General features: G+C 71.6%; 15 protein-coding genes. 13 read left to right on the plus strand and 2 right to left on the minus strand.

The window, feature by feature from the left end; translation table 11 throughout:
- Positions 1-8: 8 nt before the first annotated feature.
- The 5 genes from ABEB12_RS33910 to ABEB12_RS33930 are packed head-to-tail and all read left to right on the plus strand — an operon-like array spanning position 9 to position 5,551.
- Positions 9-1,598 (plus strand): aldehyde dehydrogenase family protein, encoded by a 1,590-nt coding sequence (locus ABEB12_RS33910; RefSeq protein ID WP_185063790.1) that lies wholly within the window; start codon positions 9-11, stop codon positions 1,596-1,598.
- A gap of 26 nt (positions 1,599-1,624) precedes the next feature.
- Complete coding sequence (locus tag ABEB12_RS33915; protein ID WP_185063789.1) at positions 1,625-2,608, plus strand: substrate-binding domain-containing protein; 984 nt, start codon at positions 1,625-1,627, stop codon at positions 2,606-2,608.
- Positions 2,609-2,614: 6 nt separating this feature from the next.
- Positions 2,615-3,667: an ABC transporter permease subunit gene (locus ABEB12_RS33920; RefSeq protein ID WP_185063788.1), complete on the plus strand. Its 1,053-nt coding sequence runs from the start codon at positions 2,615-2,617 to the stop codon at positions 3,665-3,667.
- Between the two features lie 10 nt (positions 3,668-3,677).
- Positions 3,678-4,496: an ATP-binding cassette domain-containing protein gene (locus ABEB12_RS33925; protein WP_185063787.1), complete on the plus strand. Its 819-nt coding sequence runs from the start codon at positions 3,678-3,680 to the stop codon at positions 4,494-4,496.
- Positions 4,493-5,551 (plus strand): Gfo/Idh/MocA family oxidoreductase, encoded by a 1,059-nt coding sequence (locus ABEB12_RS33930; protein WP_345703378.1) that lies wholly within the window; start codon positions 4,493-4,495, stop codon positions 5,549-5,551. Before ABEB12_RS33925 ends, ABEB12_RS33930 begins: the two co-directional genes overlap by 4 nt.
- A gap of 151 nt (positions 5,552-5,702) precedes the next feature.
- On the opposite strand, the gene ABEB12_RS33935 is transcribed toward ABEB12_RS33930, so the two are convergent.
- The gene (locus tag ABEB12_RS33935; RefSeq protein ID WP_185063786.1) at positions 5,703-6,734 is read right to left on the minus strand and encodes a substrate-binding domain-containing protein; all 1,032 of its coding nucleotides are present in this window, start codon (positions 6,732-6,734) and stop codon (positions 5,703-5,705) included.
- Between the two features lie 110 nt (positions 6,735-6,844).
- Between ABEB12_RS33935 and ABEB12_RS33940 the strand changes: the two genes are divergently transcribed.
- The 8 genes from ABEB12_RS33940 (at position 6,845) to ABEB12_RS33975 (ending at position 14,523) form a co-directional block, all read left to right on the plus strand.
- On the plus strand, positions 6,845-7,897 hold the full coding sequence (locus ABEB12_RS33940; protein WP_185063785.1) for a Gfo/Idh/MocA family protein: 1,053 nt from the start codon (positions 6,845-6,847) through the stop codon (positions 7,895-7,897).
- Positions 7,888-8,937, plus strand: a complete 1,050-nt coding sequence (locus tag ABEB12_RS33945) for a Gfo/Idh/MocA family protein (protein WP_185063784.1) — start codon at positions 7,888-7,890, stop codon at positions 8,935-8,937. The genes ABEB12_RS33940 and ABEB12_RS33945 overlap by 10 nt, the downstream gene beginning before the upstream one ends.
- On the plus strand, positions 8,934-9,833 hold the full coding sequence (locus tag ABEB12_RS33950) for a TIM barrel protein (protein ID WP_185063783.1): 900 nt from the start codon (positions 8,934-8,936) through the stop codon (positions 9,831-9,833). The genes ABEB12_RS33945 and ABEB12_RS33950 overlap by 4 nt, the downstream gene beginning before the upstream one ends.
- Entirely contained in the window at positions 9,826-11,007 is a 1,182-nt protein-coding gene (locus ABEB12_RS33955) for a fatty acid desaturase (RefSeq protein WP_185063782.1), read from the plus strand. Before ABEB12_RS33950 ends, ABEB12_RS33955 begins: the two co-directional genes overlap by 8 nt.
- A 5-nt stretch (positions 11,008-11,012) precedes the next feature.
- A complete protein-coding gene (locus ABEB12_RS33960; protein ID WP_221498470.1) occupies positions 11,013-11,324 on the plus strand; it encodes a MocE family 2Fe-2S type ferredoxin in 312 nt (103 codons plus the stop codon).
- A 49-nt stretch (positions 11,325-11,373) separates the two neighbouring features.
- Complete coding sequence (locus ABEB12_RS33965; RefSeq protein WP_185063780.1) at positions 11,374-12,462, plus strand: phytanoyl-CoA dioxygenase family protein; 1,089 nt, start codon at positions 11,374-11,376, stop codon at positions 12,460-12,462.
- Between the two features lie 76 nt (positions 12,463-12,538).
- On the plus strand, positions 12,539-13,747 hold the full coding sequence (locus ABEB12_RS33970; RefSeq protein WP_185063779.1) for a Gfo/Idh/MocA family protein: 1,209 nt from the start codon (positions 12,539-12,541) through the stop codon (positions 13,745-13,747).
- Complete coding sequence (locus ABEB12_RS33975) at positions 13,744-14,523, plus strand: oxidoreductase (RefSeq protein WP_185063778.1); 780 nt, start codon at positions 13,744-13,746, stop codon at positions 14,521-14,523. Before ABEB12_RS33970 ends, ABEB12_RS33975 begins: the two co-directional genes overlap by 4 nt.
- Positions 14,524-14,536: 13 nt before the next feature.
- On the opposite strand, the gene ABEB12_RS33980 is transcribed toward ABEB12_RS33975, so the two are convergent.
- The gene (locus tag ABEB12_RS33980) at positions 14,537-14,905 is read right to left on the minus strand and encodes a DUF4286 family protein (RefSeq protein WP_185063777.1); all 369 of its coding nucleotides are present in this window, start codon (positions 14,903-14,905) and stop codon (positions 14,537-14,539) included.
- Between the last annotated feature and the right edge of the window lie 44 nt (positions 14,906-14,949).

Consider the following 14,949-nt stretch of genomic DNA (forward strand, 5'->3'; position numbering starts at 1 on the left):
GAGCCACGTTGAGAACGATCACCCACTGGATCGGCGGCAAGCCATACGCTGGGGATACCGAGCGCACCGGGCCTGTATACAACCCGTCCACAGGCGAGATACAGGCGAAGGTCGCGCTGGCCGGCGAGGCCGACGTGCACGAGGCGGTGCGGGTGGCCGCCGCCGCGTTCGAAACCTGGTCGCAGTCCTCGCTGTCCCAGCGGACGAAGGTGCTGTTCGCCTTCCGCGAGCTGGTGAACGCCCACGTCGACCAGCTCGCCGAGATCATCTCCGACGAGCACGGGAAGGTGCTCTCCGACGCACGCGGCGAGGTGCAGCGCGGTCTGGAGGTGATCGAGTTCGCCTGCGGGGTGCCGACGCTGCTCAAGGGCGACTACTCCGACCAGGTGTCCACCGGGGTGGACGTGTTCTCGTTCCGCGAGCCGCTGGGCGTGTGCGTGGGGATCACCCCGTTCAACTTCCCGGCCATGGTGCCGATGTGGATGTTCCCGGTGGCCATCGCCTGCGGGAACACCTTCGTGCTCAAGCCCAGCGAGCGGGACCCCGGAGCGGCCGACCTGATCGCCCGGCTGTGGGCCGAAGCCGGCCTGCCGGACGGCGTGTTCAACGTGGTGCACGGCGACAAACAGGCCGTGGACGCGCTGCTCGACCACCCCGAGGTGGCCGCCGTTTCGTTCGTCGGCTCCACCCCGATCGCCCGCTACATCCACCAGCGGGCCAGCGCGAACGGCAAGCGCGTGCAGGCGCTGGGCGGGGCGAAGAACCACGCCGTGGTGCTGCCCGACGCGTCGCCGGACTACGCGTCCGACCACCTGGTCGCGGCCGCGTTCGGGTCGGCCGGGGAGCGCTGCATGGCACTCTCGGCGGCGGTGGTGGTCGGCGGCCCCAGCCGCCCAGGCGGCCCAGGCGGCTCGGGCGGCTCGGGCGGCTCGGGCGGCTCGGGCGGCTCGGGCGGCTCGGGCGGCTCGGGCGGGGGGTACGCGGATGAGCTGGTCGCGGCGGTGTCCGAGAAGGCCCGCGCGGTGCGGGTCGGCCCGGGCCGCGACCCGCGGTCCGAAATGGGGCCGGTGATCACAGCCGAGGCCAGACAACGGATCACCGGCCTGATCGGCACCGGCGCCGAGCAGGGCGCCGACCTGGTGGTGGACGGCCGGGGGCTGACCGTGCCGGGCCACGAGAAGGGCTTCTTCGTCGGCCCGACCGTGCTGGACCGGGTGTCCACCGGGATGGACGTCTACCGCGAGGAGATCTTCGGCCCGGTGCTCTCCGTGCTGCGGGTGGACGACGTCGACCAGGCGATCGCCCTGGTCAACGCCAACCCGTACGGCAACGGGACCGCCGTGTTCACCAGTTCCGGCGAAGCGGCCAGGCGCTTCCAGCGCGGCGTTCGAGTGGGCATGATCGGCATAAACGTGCCGATCCCGGTGCCCATGGCGTACTACTCGTTCGGGGGATGGAAGGACTCGCTGTTCGGTGACCAGCACGTCCACGGACCGGAAGGGGTCTCGTTCTACACCCGGGCGAAGGTGATCACCGCCCGGTGGCCACACGTGGCAGCGCCCACCGGCGCCTCATACCACTTCCCCACCTCGCACTAATACACGCTGTATACAAGGAGCACTCAATGAGGAGTACCCACAAGCTGGGACGCGCGCTCGCCGTCGTGGGCATCGCGGCGGCGCTGGCGATCACCACCGCGTGCAGCAGCAAGGGCGGGGCCCGCAACGAGGGCGGCGGGGCCGCCACCGGCGAGCGCTTCACCATCGCCATGATCACGCACGAGAAGCTGGGCGACACCTTCTGGGACAAGATCCGGTCCGGCGCCGAGGCGGCGGCCAAGCAGCTCAACGTGGACCTGAAGTACTCCTCCGACCCGGAGGCCGGCAAGCAGGCCACCCTGGTGCAGAACGCGATCGACTCCAAGGTCAACGGCATCGCGGTGACCCTGGCCAAGCCGGACGCGGTCGGCCCGGTGGCCCAGGCCGCGCGCAAGGCCGGCATCCCGGTGGTGGCGTTCAACTCGGGCTACCAGGACTGGCAGAAATACGACGCGCAGATGTACTTCGGCTCGGACGAGGACGTCGCCGGGCAGGCCGTGGGCAGCCGGATCGCCTCCGGCGGCGGTGGGAAGGCGGTTTGCGTGATCCAGGAACAGGGTCACGTGGCGCTGGAGGCCCGGTGCGCCGGCGTCAAGAAGACCTTCCCGAACACCGAGATCCTGTACGTGGACTCGGAGAACATGCCCGCCGTGCAGTCGACCATCGTGGCCAAGCTGCAGCAGGACCCGTCCATCACCTGGGTGGTCACCCTGGGCGCCCCGATCGCACTGGCCGCGCAGGGGGCCAAGCAGGGCGCCGGGTCGTCGGCCAAGATCGCCACGTTCGACCTGAACACCGACGTGGCCAAGCAGATCGAGTCGGGCGCGATCGAGTTCTCCGTGGACCAGCAGCCGTACGTGCAGGGCTACATGGCGGTCACCTCGCTGTGGCTGAACCTCACCAACGGCAACGACATCGGCGGCGGCCGCTCGGTGCTCACCGGCCCGTCCTACGTGGACAAGACCAACATCACCAAGATCGCCCAGTACGCCGCGCGGAACACCAGGTAGGCCGGCATGACGACGGACGTGGCAAAACCACCCTCACCGGCCGTGGAGCCGGTGAGGGTGCAGCGATCGATGATCTCCCGGGTGCTGGGCCGCCCGGAGGTCGGCGCGCTGGTCGCGGCGGTGGCGATCTTCGTGTTCTTCTTCGTCATCGCCGAGCCGTTCCGCACCACGGCCGCGCTGGCCACCGTGCTCTACCAGAGCTCCACGATCGGCATCGTCGCCGTCGGGGTGGCGCTGCTGATGATCGGCGGCGAGTTCGACCTTTCCACCGGCGTCGCGGTGACCACCACCGCGCTGGCCTCGTCGATGATCAGCTACCAGCTCAGCCTGAACGCCTGGGTCGGCGTGGTGCTCAGCCTGGCGGTCAGCCTGGGCATCGGGTTCGTCAACGGGTACCTGCGGATGCGCACCGGGATACCCAGCTTCCTGGTCACGCTGAGCACGTTCTTCGTGCTGGCCGGCCTCAACCTCGGGGTGACCAAGCTGATCACCGGCACGGTCGCCACGTCCAACCCGTCCGAGCTGGACGGGTTCGCCTCGGCCAAGGCGGTGTTCGCCTCGGAGATCCCGCTGGGCTTCATGACGGTCAACATCAGCGTGCTGTGGTGGCTGGTATTCACGTTGGTTGCCACCTGGATACTGCTGCGCACCCGGACCGGTAACTGGATCTTCGCGGTGGGCGGCAACGCGGACAGCGCGCGGGCGGTCGGCGTTCCGGTGCGCGCGACCAAGATCGGCCTGTTCATGGGCGTCGGGTTCACCACCTGGTTCTTCGGCCAGCACCAGCTGTTCCAGCTCAGCGTGGTGCAGTCCGGCACCGGGGTGGGCAACGAGTTCATCTACATCATCGCGGCGGTGGTGGGTGGCTGCCTGCTCACCGGCGGGTACGGCTCGGCGATCGGGTCCGCACTGGGCGCGTTCATCTTCGGCATGACCACGCAGGGCATCGTGTACGCCGGCTGGGACCCGAACTGGTTCCGGGCCTTCCTCGGCGCGATGCTGCTGCTCGCCGTGCTGGTCAACCTGTACGTCAAGAACTACGCGTCGACCAGGAAATGAGGACGCCGGTATGACCGACACGATCGCGGCCCATGCGGCGAAGGACCTGAAGCGCGGTGAACCTCTGGTGCGGATGGAGGGCGTCGGCAAGGCGTACGGGGCGATCCGCGCGCTGGAGGGCGTGGACCTGACCGTGCGCGCCGGCGAGGTGGCGTGCGTGCTCGGCGACAACGGTGCCGGCAAGTCCACGCTGATCAAGATCATTGCCGGCCTGCACCCGCATACCGAGGGTGTACTTCGTGTGGACGGGGTGGATACCCGGTTCTCCTCGCCGCGCGAGGCGCTGGACCGGGGCATCGCCACCGTGTACCAGGACCTGGCGGTGGTCTCCCTGATGGAGGTCTGGCGGAACTTCTTCCTGGGCTCGGAGCTCCGCCGAGGCAACTACCCGCTCGCCCCGATGGACATCAACGGGATGCGGGAGATCGCGGACACCGAGCTGAAGAAGATGGGCATCCACGTCAAGGACATCAACCAGCCGATCGGCACGCTGTCCGGAGGGCAGCGGCAGTGCGTGGCGATCGCGCGGGCGGTGTACTTCGGCGCGCGGGTGCTGATCCTGGACGAGCCGACCGCCGCGCTCGGCGTGAAGCAGTCCGGCGTGGTGCTCAAGTACACCGCCGCCGCCCGCGACCAGGGGCTCGGCGTCGTCTTCATCACCCACAACCCGCACCACGCCTACCTGGTCGGGGACCATTTCGTGATCCTGAAACTGGGCCGCTGCGTACTGGACAAACGCCGCGACGAGGTGAGCCTGCAGGAGCTCACCACCGAGATGGCCGGCGGCCAGGAGCTCGCGGAACTCACCCACGAGCTGCGCGGCTCGTGACCAACACCGGCGTGACCAACACCGGCGTAACCGACACCGGCGTGACCAACATCGGCGTGATCGGCACCGGCGTGATCGGCGCGGAGCACATCCGGCGGCTGACCACGGCGGTGCCCGGCGCACGGATCACCTCGGTCACCGACGTGGACCTGGACCGGGCGCGCGCGGTGGCCGACTCGCTGGCCCCGGGCGCCTCGGTGCCGGCGACCGGCGCCGAGCTGATCGAGTCGCCGGAAGTGGACGCGGTGGTGGTCACCTCGTGGGGCAGCACGCACCGGGACTACGTGCTCGGCTGCATCGCCGCCGGCAAGCCGGTGTTCTGCGAGAAACCGCTGGCCAGCTCGTCCACAGATTGTATAACGATCTTGGAAGCGGAGGTGGCGGCCGGGCGCCGCTACGTCCAGGTCGGGTTCATGCGCCGCTACGACCCCGCCTACCTGGCGCTGCGCGCCGCCGTGCACGGGGGCTCGCTGGGCGCGCCGCTGCTGATGCACGCGGCGCACCGCAACCCGGCGCTGCCCGCGCACTTCACCGGCGACATGGTGGTCACCGACAGCGCGGTGCACGAGTTCGACCTCATCCGCTGGATGTTCGCCGACGAGATCGCGGCGATCACCGCGTACACCCCGAGGCGCAACTCGCGCGCCAAGGACGGCTTCCCCGACCCGCTGGTGCTGGTGCTGGAGCTGGCGAACGGGGTACTGGTGGACGTGGAGGTGCTGGCCAACGCGCGGTACGGCTACGACATCCGGGGCGAGGTGGTCTGCGAGGACGGCGTGGCCGCGCTGTCCGAGTCGGCCGGCGTGGTGGTCCGCTCGGCCGGGACGGTGGCCCTGGGGGTGCCGACCGACTGGCCGGAGCGGTTCGCCGCCGCGTTCGACATCGAGTTCCGGTCCTGGCTGGCCTCGGTGGCCGGGGGCGAGGAGCCCACCGGCCCGGATGCCTGGGACGGCTACGCGGCCGCCGCGTGCATCGACGCCGCCCTGGTCTCCCTGCACGACGGCGGGCGGGTCCCGGTCACGCTGGTCGACCGGCCTTCGCTCTATCGACCCTGATGGCGTGGTTGCGCGCGCCCACTCCCCCGAATGACGCGCGCAACCACGCTTCATCAGGCCGACTCGGGGCCGGCAAGTCCTTCGTCCGGGGCAGGCCCGCCACGTTAGCCCTGGTGGTCGCCGCAAGCTGAGAAGAGCGTCCGACTGGCTGTCACCCAACCGGCTTACCGGCGGATCGTGGCGGCCCGGTGGTGGCACGGACCGCCAGGTAGGGCGGGAGCACGACCTCGCGGTGCGTGGTCCGGCCGCCGTCCAGCCGCTCCACCACGGCGGCCACCGCGTGTTCGGTCAACCGGCGGGTGTCCTGGCCGACCGAGGTCAGCCCGACGTGCGCGAGCCGGGCCAGCTGGTCGTCGTCGTAGCCCACCACGGACACCCGCCCGGGCACGTCCACCCCGGAACGGCTGAACACATCGAGCAGGCCCACCGCCGAGCGGTCGTTGAACGCGACGATCGCGGTGGGCAGCTCGTCGCCCGATTCGAGCAGCTCGCGGGCGGCCCGCATGCCGGTCGACTCGTCGTAGCCGCCGCGCAACAGGCGCTCCCGGTCGGCCAGGCCGGCGGCCCGCATGGCCCGCTGATAACCTCGCCGGCGCTCGCTGGGGATCGCGCCGGGACCGGCGTCCAGGTACGCGATGTCCCGGTGGCCCAGCCCGGTGAGGTGGGCGACCGCCTCGCCCACACCGGCGTCGTCGGCCACCCGCACCACGTCCAGCCCCGGCGGGTCCGTGCCGACGCGCCGGCTCACCGCGACCACCGGCAGCTGCCGGTCCAGTGCGGCCAGCTCCTCGTCCCGCGCGTCCGGGCCGAGCAGCACCAGCGCCTCACAGCGGGAGTCGAGCAGCGTCTCCACCGCGCGCCGTTCGCCCCGGCTGCGGGTGATCGTGGCCAGCACCAGGTCGTATCCATGCTTTTCCACGGTGTCGTGCAGGTCCTCGACCAGCTGCGCGTGGAAGGTGCTGCGCACGTCCATCAATACGCCGATCAGCCGGCTGCGCCGCCGGGCCAGCAGGCTGGCCGTCCGGTCCGGCCGGTATCCCAGCCGGGTCGCGGCCTCGAGCACCTTCTCCCTGGTCGCGGCGCTCGGCCCGGGAGCCCCGCGCAGCACCAGGGAGACCGAGGCGGGGGACAGCCCGACCGCCTCGGCCACGTCTTCCAGGCGCACCCGCCTGCCGTTCCCCACTGGCACCCCGTTCGGCCCATTGACACGTACCGCTGGTTCTCGGGATAGTACTAGCAGTCTTAAAGCGCTTTAAAGCAGCTCTGAAGGGACGACCAACGGAGGTCAGGCGGATGGCATCGGCGGGGGAACCACTGCGGATCGGCCTGCTCGGCGCGGCCCGGATCAGCGCGGCGGCCGTGGTCGCCCCGGCGCGGATCACCGGTGACCGGCTGGTCGCGGTGGCCGCCCGGTCCCGGGCCAGGGCGGCGGAGTTCGCCGGTCAGCACGGGGTCGAGCGGGTGCTGGACGATTACGCGGCGGTGTGCGCCGACCCCGAAGTACAGGCTGTATACAACCCCTTGGCAAACGGTATGCACGGCCCGTGGAACCTGGCCGCCATCCGGGCCGGCAAGCACGTGCTCTCGGAGAAGCCGTTCGCCAGCAACGCCGCCGAGGCGCACGTCGTCGCCGACGCCGCCCGCGCTGAGGGCGTGGTGGTGGTCGAGGCGTTCCACTACCGGCACCACCCGGTGATGCGGCGCATGGTGGAGCTGGCCCGCACCGAGCTCGGCCCGGTCCGGCACGTCGAGGCGCACTTCACCATGCCGCCGCCCAAGCCCGTCGACCCGCGCTGGTCGTTCCAGCTGGCCGGCGGCGCGCTCATGGACCTCGGCTGCTACGGACTGCATGCCAGCCGGGTACTGGGGCGCGAGGTGGCCGGCGGCGAGCCGGCCCTCATCCGCGCGGTCGGGGTCGAGCACGCCGACAACCCCGGCGTCGACGAGACGATGACCGTCGAGCTGGCCTTTCCGAGCGGCGCCACCGGCCTGGTCCACTGCTCCATGAACAACGGCCGGCGCACCACCCTGCGGGTGATCGGCGAGCGGGGCGAGGCCGAGGCCCGCCACTTCGTCTCGCCGCAGCGCGACGACACGATCGCGGTCACCACCGGCGGCGCCGAGCGCATTGAACGGCTGGGCACCCGCGCCTCCTACACCTACCAGCTGGAGGCGTTCGCCGAGCTGCTCCGCCACCCGGCGGGCGACGCCATCGCCGACGCGCTGGACGACGCGGTCGCCAACGCGGAACTGATCGACACCGTCTACCGGGCCGCCGGCTTCCCCCTCCGGCCCAGCACGCGGAGCGAACCCACACACAGCGAAGAGGAGCCCTCATGCGGCTAGGTCTGATCGGCTTGGGCCGGATCGGCGCGTTCCACGCGCGCACGCTGGCCGGGCTGGACGAGGTCGAATCGCTGGTGGTCACCGACGCGGTGGCCGATACCACCGCGCGGATCGCCGCCGAGGTGGGCGCGGAGGCGGCCGAGTCGCCGGCGAAGCTGCTCGCCTCCGGGGTGGACGGCGTGCTGATCGCCGCCGCCACCAACGCCCACCCGGAGCTGCTGCTGGCCGCCGTGGACGCCGGGCTGCCGGTGTTCTGCGAGAAGCCGATCGCCGGCGACATCGCCGACGCGGTCCGGCTGGCCGAGCGCATCGCGGGCCGGGACGAGCGGGTGCAGATCGGCTACCCACGCCGGTTCGACGCCGGGTACACCGCCGCGAGACAAGCTGTATACAGCGGCGAGCTGGGGTGGCTGCACACCGTCCGGGCGACCACCCTGGACCCCGCCCCGCCGCCGCCGGACTATCTCCGGGTCTCCGGCGGGATCTTCCGGGACTGCTCGGTGCACGACTTCGACGCGATCCGCTGGGTCACCGGGCGCGAGGTGGTCGAGGTCTACGCCACCGGGGGCAACCGGGCCGACGCGGAGGCCGGCTCGGCGGCCGACCCGGAAGCCGGCTCGAGGGAGGCAGTGAACTTCGGCCGGTACGGCGACGTGGACACCGCCGCGACCACGCTCACCCTGGACGACGGCACGCTGGCGCTGGTCTCCAACAGCCGGTTCAACCCGCGCGGCTACGACGTGCGCCTCGAGCTGCACGGCTCGCGGGACAGCATCGCCGTCGGCCTGGACGCCGGCCTGCCGCTGCGTTCGGTCGAGCCCGGCGTGACCTTCCCCGGCGGCACCCCGCACCGCTTCTTCATGGACCGCCTGGCCGGCGCGTTCCGCGCCGAGCTGGCCGCGTTCACCGAGCTGGTGGCCGGCCGGCGCCCGTCGCCGTGCACGGTGGCCGACGCGCTGGCCGCCGGCTGGATCGCCGAGGCCGCCGCCCGCTCCGCCGCCGAACACCGACCTGTACGGATCACGGAGGTGACTCGATGACCCACCCACCCGAAGCCGCCGCAAAGATCGCCGGCGCACCGATCTCCTGGGGCGTGTGCGAGGTCCCGGGCTGGGGCTACCAGATGCGCCCGGACCGGGTGCTCGCCGAGATGGGCGAGGTCGGCCTGGCCGCCACCGAGTTCGGGCCGGCCGGCTTCCTGCCCGACGCACCGGACCGCATGGCGGCCGTGCTGGCACGCCACCACCTGACGGCGGTCGGCGGGTTCACCCCGCTGCTGCTGCACCGGCCCGAGCACGACCCGCTGCCGGAGGTGGAGCGGCTCCTGGCCGGTTACGCGGCCGCGCACGCCGGCACCCTGGTGCTGTCCGCCGTGACCGGCCAGCACGGTTACGACTCGCGGCCCGAGCTGGACGAGTCCGGCTGGCGCACGCTGCTCACCAACCTCGACCGGATCACCGACCTGGCCGCCCGCCACGGCGTCGCGGCGGTGCTGCATCCGCACGTGGGCACCATGGTGGAGACCGGCGCCGACGTGCGGCGCGTGCTCGACGGGTCGGCCGTGCGCCTCTGCCTGGACACCGGCCACCTGTTGATCGGCGGCACCGACCCGGCCGAGCTGACCCGGCAGGCCCCGGAGCGCATCGCACACACCCACCTCAAGGACGTCGACCTCGGCCTCGCCCGGCAGGTGCGGGACGGCCGGCGCGGCTACACCGAAGCGGTGCGGGCCGGCATGTACCGGCCGCTGGGCACCGGCGACGTGGACACCCCGGCGATCGTCGGGCACCTGCGCGCGCACGGCTACGCCGGCTGGTACGTGCTCGAGCAGGACACCATCCTCACCGAGGAACCGACCGGTATCGGCCCGGTATGCGACGTGCATACCAGCGTCGAGTTCCTGCGCAAGGTGCTGAGCGGGGGCGGCGATGGCTAGCCCGGAACGCGCTCGCCGAGCCCGCGCCCAGTTAGGCGCGGGCGGAGGACAAAGCGCGGAACGCGCACGGCGAGCCCGCGCCCAGCCCGGCGCGGGCGGAGGACACAGCGCGGAACGCGGGGGACACGGCCCGCAGGCCCGGTACGACCTGACCGGCCCGAAGGGCGCCCGCGCCCAGAGCGCCGGCCTGACCGGCGGGCAGTGGTACCGCAGCCCGATCGACCGCCGGCGGATGAAGGAGCTCATGCGCCGCTCCGACGGGCCGGCGCTGCGCGACACGGCGATCTGGCTGGGCCTGCTGGCCGTATCCGGCACGGCGGGCGGGCTGCTCTGGGGAACCTGGTGGGCGGTGCCGTTCTTCCTGGTCTACGGCGTGCTCTACGGGTCGGCCGGCGACTCGCGCTGGCATGAGGCCGGGCACGGCACCGTGTTCCGCACCCGCTGGATGGCCGACGTGGTCTACCAGGTCGCCTCGTTCATGATGATGCGCGACCCGGCGGTCTGGCGGTGGAGCCACACCCGGCACCACACCGACACCCTGATCGTCGGCCGGGACCCGGAGATCGCCGCCATGCGCCCGGCCAAGCTGGCCCGGATCCTGGCCAACTTCTTCGGCCTGGTCGACGTACCGCTGGCGCTGCGGGACATGGTTCGGCACGCACTGGGCCGGCTGGGCGCCGAGGAGGCCACCTTCATCCCGGAGTCCGAGCGGTCCCGGGTGTACCGGACCGCGCGGATCTGGCTGGCCATCTACGCCGCCACGGTGAGTTTGTGCGTGCTGACCGGGTCCGTTATGCCGCTTGTATACATCGGCGGGCCGCGCGTGTACGGCACGTTCATGCACCTGGTCTACGGGCTCACGCAGCACGCCGGGCTGGGCGAGAACGTGCTGGACCACCGGCTGAACACCCGCACCGTCCGGATGTGCCGAATCAACCGGTTCCTCTACTGGAACATGAACTACCACGTGGAACACCACATGTTCCCGATGATCCCCAACCACCGGCTGCCCGAGCTCCACGAGGAGATCAAGCACGACCTGGCCCCGGTGTACCCGTCAATCTGGGCCGCGTACCGCGAGCTGGTGCCGGCCGTACTGCGTCAGCTGCGCGACCAGACCCATTACGTGCGCCGCACGCTGCCGGCGACCGCGCGCCCGTTCCAGGAGGTGTGACCAGGATGTGGATCGAGGCCTGCAAGACCGGTGACATCGAGCCGGACGACGTCATCGGCATCCGGCACGACGGCGTCGACTACGCGATCTTCCGTTCGCCGGAGGACCGCTTCTACGCCACCGCCGGCCACTGCACCCACGAGCGGGAGCTGCTCTGCGACGGCCTGGTGATGGACGGCGAGATCGAGTGTCCCCGGCACATGGGCCGGTTCAACTACGCCACCGGGGAGGCCCAGGGCGCCCCCGTGCTCGTCGACCTGCGCACCTTCCCGGTGAAGGTCACTGACGGCGCCGTCTACCTCGAGGTGTCCGGGTGACCGGGTTCAGGGAGCGCAGGCGCGGAAGCGCCGGAGCGGGGTGGGCGGGATGACGTTGAGAACAGAATCCTGCCGGTTGGCCGAGCTGAAAGCACTCGTGGTCCGGGACGTGCCGGTCTACCAGGCGAAACTGCTGCGCGAGGCTGACCGCACCGCCGTCTGTGAACAGCTTGTATACACGTTGTCCGACGGCCCCGGTATCGTGATCATCCGAGGCGCGTTCGCGGCGGAGACCGTGCACCGGGCCACCGAGGAGTTCGCCGCGATCATCGCCGAGCAGCACGCGACCGGCGCCGCGCAGGGCGACCACTTCGCCAGGCCGGGCGCGAACGACCGCATCTGGAACGCGCTGGAGAAGCTGGCCGTGCGGGCGCCCGAGGTGTTCGTCGACTACTACGCCAACGACATCCTGGCCCTGGTCAGCGAGGCCTGGCTCGGGCCGGGCTACCAGGTGACCTCGCAGGTCAACGTAGTCAAACCGGGCGGCGCCGGGCAGGTCGGGCACCGCGACTACCACCTGGGCTTCCTGGCGCCGGAGCGGATCGAGCGGTTCCCCGAGCACGTGCACCGGCTGTCCCCGGTGCTCACCCTGCAGGGCGCGGTGGCGCACAGCGACATGCCGGTGGAGTCCGGGCCGACCTGCTACCTGCCCGGTTCGCAGCGCTACCTGCCCGGCTACCTGGCCACCGAGCTGCCGGAGTTCCGCGAGTACTTCGACGAGCGCCACGTGCAGCTGCCGCTCGAGCTGGGCGACGCGGTGTTCTTCAATCCGGCGGTGATCCACGGTGCCGGGGCGAACCGGACCGCCAATGTGCAGCGGATGGCCAACCTGCTGCAGGTGTCCTCGCCGTTCGGCCGCGCGATGGAGACGGTGCACCGCGAGCGGATGTGCAACGCGATATACCCCGCTCTGGTCGCGCGCTCGGCCACCGACCCCGGCGGCGCCGGACACGCCCTCACCGCCGCCGCCGAGGGCTACCCGTTCCCGACCGACCTGGACGCCGACCCGCCGGTGGACGGCCTCGCCCCGCCCAGCCAGGCCGACCTGGTCCGCCAGGCGCTGGAGGAGTCCTGGCCGGAGGGCCGCCTGCGCGACCAGCTGGCCGAGCAGGCAAGGCGACGGGGCGGCGGTCGGTGACCAGGACGCGGACGGCGACCGGGCGGCGGCCGGTGACCAGGACGCGGACGGTGAGGGGACGCGGACGGTGAGCGGGATGCGGACGGTCGGGGTCGGGCTGGTGAGCGTGGGCTGGATGGGCAAACTGCACAGCCGCGCCTACCTGGGTATACCGGTTGTGTACCCGGACCTGGGGCTGCGGCCGAAGCTTGTGTGCGCGGCGGACACCTCGCCCGAACGCCAGGTGTATGCAACCGATGTACTGGGCTACGCCCGGGCCACCGGCGACTACCGCGAGGTGGTGGACGACCCGGCGGTCGACGTGGTGTCCATCTGCGCACCCAATGCCCTGCACCGGGAGGTCGCATTGGCCGCCGCGGCGGCCGGCAAGCCGTTCTGGATCGAGAAGCCGGTCGGGCGGGACGCCGAGGATGCGGCCGCGGTGTCGGAGGCGGCGGCCGCCTCCGGGGTGGTGACGGCGGTCGGGTTCAACTACCGGCAGGCGCCGGCCGTGGCGCATATCCGGCGGCTGGTCGCGGACGGCGAGCTGGGCCGGGTGACCAGCGTGCGCTGCGTGTTCCTGAACGGCCAAGCGGCCGACCCGAGGGTGGCGCTGTCCTGGCGGTTCCAGCGCGAGCACGCCGGGACCGGGGTGCTCGGCGACCTGCTCTCGCACGTGGCCGACCTGGTGCGGTTCGTGCTGGACGACCGGATCACCGAGGTCAGCGCGGCTTCCGCGATCGTGCACCGGCAGCGGCCGGTCGCCGACGCGGAGAGCCACTTCGCCGTGGTCGACGGCTCGGCCGGCGACGTGGAACTCGGCGAGGTGGACAACGACGACTACGCCGCCCTGCTGGCCCGGTTCGCCGGCGGGGCGATCGGCACGCTCGAGGTGTCCCGGGTGGTGGTCGGACCCCGGTGCGGCCTGGTGCTCGAGGTCTACGGCACGCGCGGCTCGGCCGGCTGGGACTTCGAGCGGATGAACGAGCTGCGGGTGACCCGGCTGGGCACCGACGGCTACACCACCGTGCTCGGGCACGCCGGGCTCGGCGAGTACGCCCGCTTCCAGCCGGGGCCGGGCAACGCGATGGGCTACGACGACCTGAAGGTGATCGAGGCCGCGCACTTCCTGGACGCCGCTCGCGGCGACGGGATGCTGGAGCCGGCGGCGAGAGCGACCGTGGCGGACGCGCTCGCGGCGGCGCGGGTGGTCGAGGCCGCCGTCGCCGCGTCAGCGGACGAGCGCTGGGTCCGGGTCCAGGGCGGGCGGGTTCGGGTGGAAAGAGCTGGAGGAGCGCGGCGATGAGCTTGCTGAACGACAAGGTGGTACTGGTCAGCGGCGGCACCCAGGGCATCGGGGCGGCGGTGGCGCGCGCGGCGGCGGCCGAGAGCGCGGCCGGCGTCGCGGTCACCGGGCGCCGTCCGGAGCCGGGTCAGGCCCTGGTGGACCAGCTGCATACAGCGGGTACACCGGCGGTATTCGTGGCCGCCGACGTGGCCGACGTGGCCGCCAGCCAGGCGGCGGTGCGCACGGTGATCAACAAGTTCGGCCGGGTGGACTGCCTGGTCAACGCGGCCGGCCTGACCACAAGGGGGAGCCTCACCGACACCACCCCCGAGCTGTTCGACCAGCATGTCGCGGTGAACCTGCGCGGCCCGTTCTTCCTCATGCAGGCGGTGGTCAACCACCTGCGCGAGCACAACCGCCCGGGCAGCATCGTCAACATCATCACTTCCTCCGAGCTGGGCGGGCAGCCCTACCTGGCGCCGTACGTGGCGACCAAGGCCGGCCTGGCCGGCCTGACCCGCAACGCCGCCCACGCCCACCGCTGGGACCGCATCCGGATCAACGGCCTGGACATCGGCTGGACCGACACCGAGGGCGAGGACGAGATCCAGCGCCGGTTCCACGCCGCCGACGACGGCTGGCGGGAACGCGCGGCGAAGTCACTGCCGATGGGCAAGCTCGGTCAGCCGGACGAGATCGCCGCGATGGTGGTGTTCCTGCTGTCCGAACGGTCCGGCGTGGTCACGGGTTCCGTGCTGGACTGGGACCAGAACGTCTTCGGCGCCTTCGACTGAGGCGTGTCCCGCCTCAGAGCGTGATCTCCTCGCCTACGGGCAGGACCCAGGCGGCCTGCACCCTGCTGAGGTCCATGGTCGGGGACACCGATGTCTCGCCGGCGGCCAGGCCGGCCTGGAGCTTGTCGGCGACCGCGCGGATCTGCTCCACGGTGTCCGCCTCCACCGGATAGACCGCCGCGTAGCGGCCGGGTTCCGGCAAGCCGGGCAGCAGCGGCACCCCGGAGGACCGGTAGCGGCGGCCGCTGCGCAGGCCGCCGAGACGCAGCACGTCCGGGATGTGTTCCTCGGTGTACCAGCGGTTGAACTCCTCCTCCTCGGCGTCCGAGGACGGGTTGGAGAACACGATCAGCAGCGCGCGGGTGTGAGCGGCCTGGACCATCAGGTGACTATGTGACAAAATCTGATGACTGTCAAGGAGAGGCG

The sequence above is a fragment of the Actinospineispora eucalypti genome (genome assembly GCF_039543365.1).
Lineage (GTDB): Bacteria > Actinomycetota > Actinomycetes > Mycobacteriales > Pseudonocardiaceae > Pseudonocardia > Pseudonocardia eucalypti.